At 53.0% G+C, this 268-nt stretch carries 1 protein-coding gene; it reads right to left on the reverse strand.

From position 1 onward, the window contains the following. The coding region (locus SCT_RS16570) for a class II glutamine amidotransferase (RefSeq protein ID WP_189799688.1) at positions 1 to 268 on the reverse strand (268 nt) is incomplete at both ends.

A 268-nucleotide genomic window follows, 5' to 3' on the forward strand; every position in this document is an offset into this window, starting at 1 on the left:
CTCTCTGTTCCAGATAGTGGAGCCTGTCATGGCCGTATGCGATCAGATGCTCTCCGTCCGACATGAGAAAATTGAACTTGCCGTGCGATGCGATCAGTTCACTGATCATCGCCACGATGGGGAACGAGAAGTTTGCATTCGCGGCAGGGGAGGCCAGGATGTTCTGGGAGATATGGCTCAGGAGGTGACAAAAGGCATATTCCGAATCGGTTTCTCCTGCAGGTTGACAGACCGAACCGTTATTTGCGCGCTCCATCTCCACGATATC

This window comes from Sulfuricella sp. T08, assembly GCF_000971475.1.
Lineage (GTDB): Bacteria > Pseudomonadota > Gammaproteobacteria > Burkholderiales > Sulfuricellaceae > Sulfuricella.